2 protein-coding genes are annotated in these 1,903 nt (G+C 67.1%); both read left to right on the top strand.

All coding sequences use genetic code 11. The features are described 5' to 3' along the window. Nucleotides 1-1,428 (top strand): chemotaxis protein CheW (locus GGD61_RS40105; RefSeq protein WP_183232547.1); only part of this gene is annotated, 1,428 nt, incomplete at its 5' end. Between the two features lie 24 nt (nt 1,429-1,452). Beyond that, nucleotides 1,453-1,903, top strand: a 451-nt coding sequence (locus GGD61_RS40100) for a chemotaxis protein CheW (RefSeq protein WP_183232546.1), incomplete at its 3' end; no start/stop codon positions are given.

Here is a 1,903-nt window from a genome sequence, read left to right as displayed (position 1 = left end):
GGCCGCGGCGTCGGCATGGACGTGGTGCGCACCAATATCGACCAGATCGGCGGCACCATCGACATCAAGTCGGTGGCCGGCGAGGGAAGCTCCGTCACCATCAAGATCCCGCTGACCCTGGCGATCGTCTCCGCCCTGATCGTCGAGGCCGCCGGCGACCGCTTTGCGATCCCGCAGCTCTCGGTGGTCGAGCTCGTGCGGGCCCGCGCCAACTCGGAGCACCGCATCGAGCGCATCAAGGACACCGCAGTCCTTCGTCTGCGCAACAAGCTGCTGCCGCTGATCCATCTGAAGAAGCTGCTCAAGATCGACGACGGCGCCGCCTCCGATCCCGAGAACGGCTTCATCGTGGTGACGCAAGTCGGCAGCCAGACCTTTGGCATCGTCGTCGACGGCGTGTTCCACACCGAAGAAATCGTGGTCAAGCCGATGTCGACCAAGCTGCGTCACATCGACATGTTCTCCGGCAACACCATCCTGGGCGATGGCGCGGTGATCATGATCATCGACCCCAACGGCATTGCCAAGGCGCTCGGCGCCGCCGGCTCCTCGGCCCATGACATGGGCGACGAGAACGGCGCGCATCACATCGGCTCGGGCGAGCAGACCACCTCGCTGCTGGTGTTCCGCGCCGGCTCGTCGCAGCCCAAGGCGGTCCCGCTCGGCCTCGTCACCCGCCTGGAAGAGCTGCCCGCCGACAAGATCGAGTTCAGCAACGGCCGCTACATGGTGCAATACCGCGAGCAGCTGATGCCGCTCGTCGCCATGGAAGGCGTCACCATCGCCAGCCAGGGCGCCCAGCCGATCCTGGTGTTCGCCGATGACGGCCGCTCCATGGGCCTCGTCGTCGACGAGATCATCGACATCGTCGAGGAACGGCTCAACATCGAGGTCGGCGGCTCCGCCTCCGGCATCCTCGGCTCGGCCGTGATCAAGGGCCAGGCCACCGAGGTGATCGACGTCGGCCACTTCCTCCCCATGGCGTTCGCCGACTGGTTCACCCGCAAGGAGATGAAGCCGTCGATGCACTCGCAGTCGGTGCTGCTGGTCGACGATAGCGCCTTCTTCCGCAACATGCTGGCGCCCGTCCTCAAGGCGGCCGGCTACCGCGTCCGCACCGCGCCGACCGCGCAGGAGGGCCTGGCTGCGCTCCGTGCGCAGAGCTTCGATGTGGTCCTGACCGACATCGAGATGCCCGACATGAACGGGTTCGAGTTCGCCGAAGTTATCCGATCCGACAACAATCTCGGCTCGATGCCGATCATCGGCCTGTCCGCGCTGGTGTCGCCGGCGGCGATCGAGCGCGGCCGCCAGGCCGGCTTCCACGACTACGTCGCCAAGTTCGACCGTCCCGGTCTGATCGCGGCGCTGAAGGAGCAGACCGCGGGCGCCGCCGGCGCCTCCGAGCTGAACCGGGCGGCGGCCTAAGGGACGGGACCAGGAGATACGCTTATGACCAGCAAGAAGACCCAGTCCAGCGAAGGCGCCATGGTCGAATACGTCACCGCGATGATCGGCGGCCAGCTGTTCGGCCTGCCGATCTCCCGCGTCCAGGACGTGTTCATGCCCGAACGCGTCACCCGCGTGCCCTTGTCCTCGCGCGAGATCGCGGGCGTGCTGAACTTGCGCGGCCGCATCGTCACCGTGGTCGACATGCGCGCCCGGCTCGGCCTGCCGCAGCCCGAGGACGGCAAGGTGCCGATGGCGGTCGGCGTCGACCTCCGCGGTGAATCCTATGGCCTGCTGATCGACCAGATCGGCGAGGTGCTGCGCCTGCCCGAAGCCGGCATGGAAGAAAATCCCGTCAACCTCGACCCCCGCATGGCCAAGCTCGCCGGCGGCGTCCACCGCCTCGAGGGACAGCTCATGGTCGTCCTCGACGTCGATCGCGTCCTCGAGCTCG

The organism is Bradyrhizobium sp. SBR1B (assembly GCF_014198205.1).
Taxonomy (GTDB): domain Bacteria; phylum Pseudomonadota; class Alphaproteobacteria; order Rhizobiales; family Xanthobacteraceae; genus Bradyrhizobium.
Note: the sequence above shows the minus strand (reverse complement) of the source record. Positions and strands in the feature narration are given on the sequence as shown.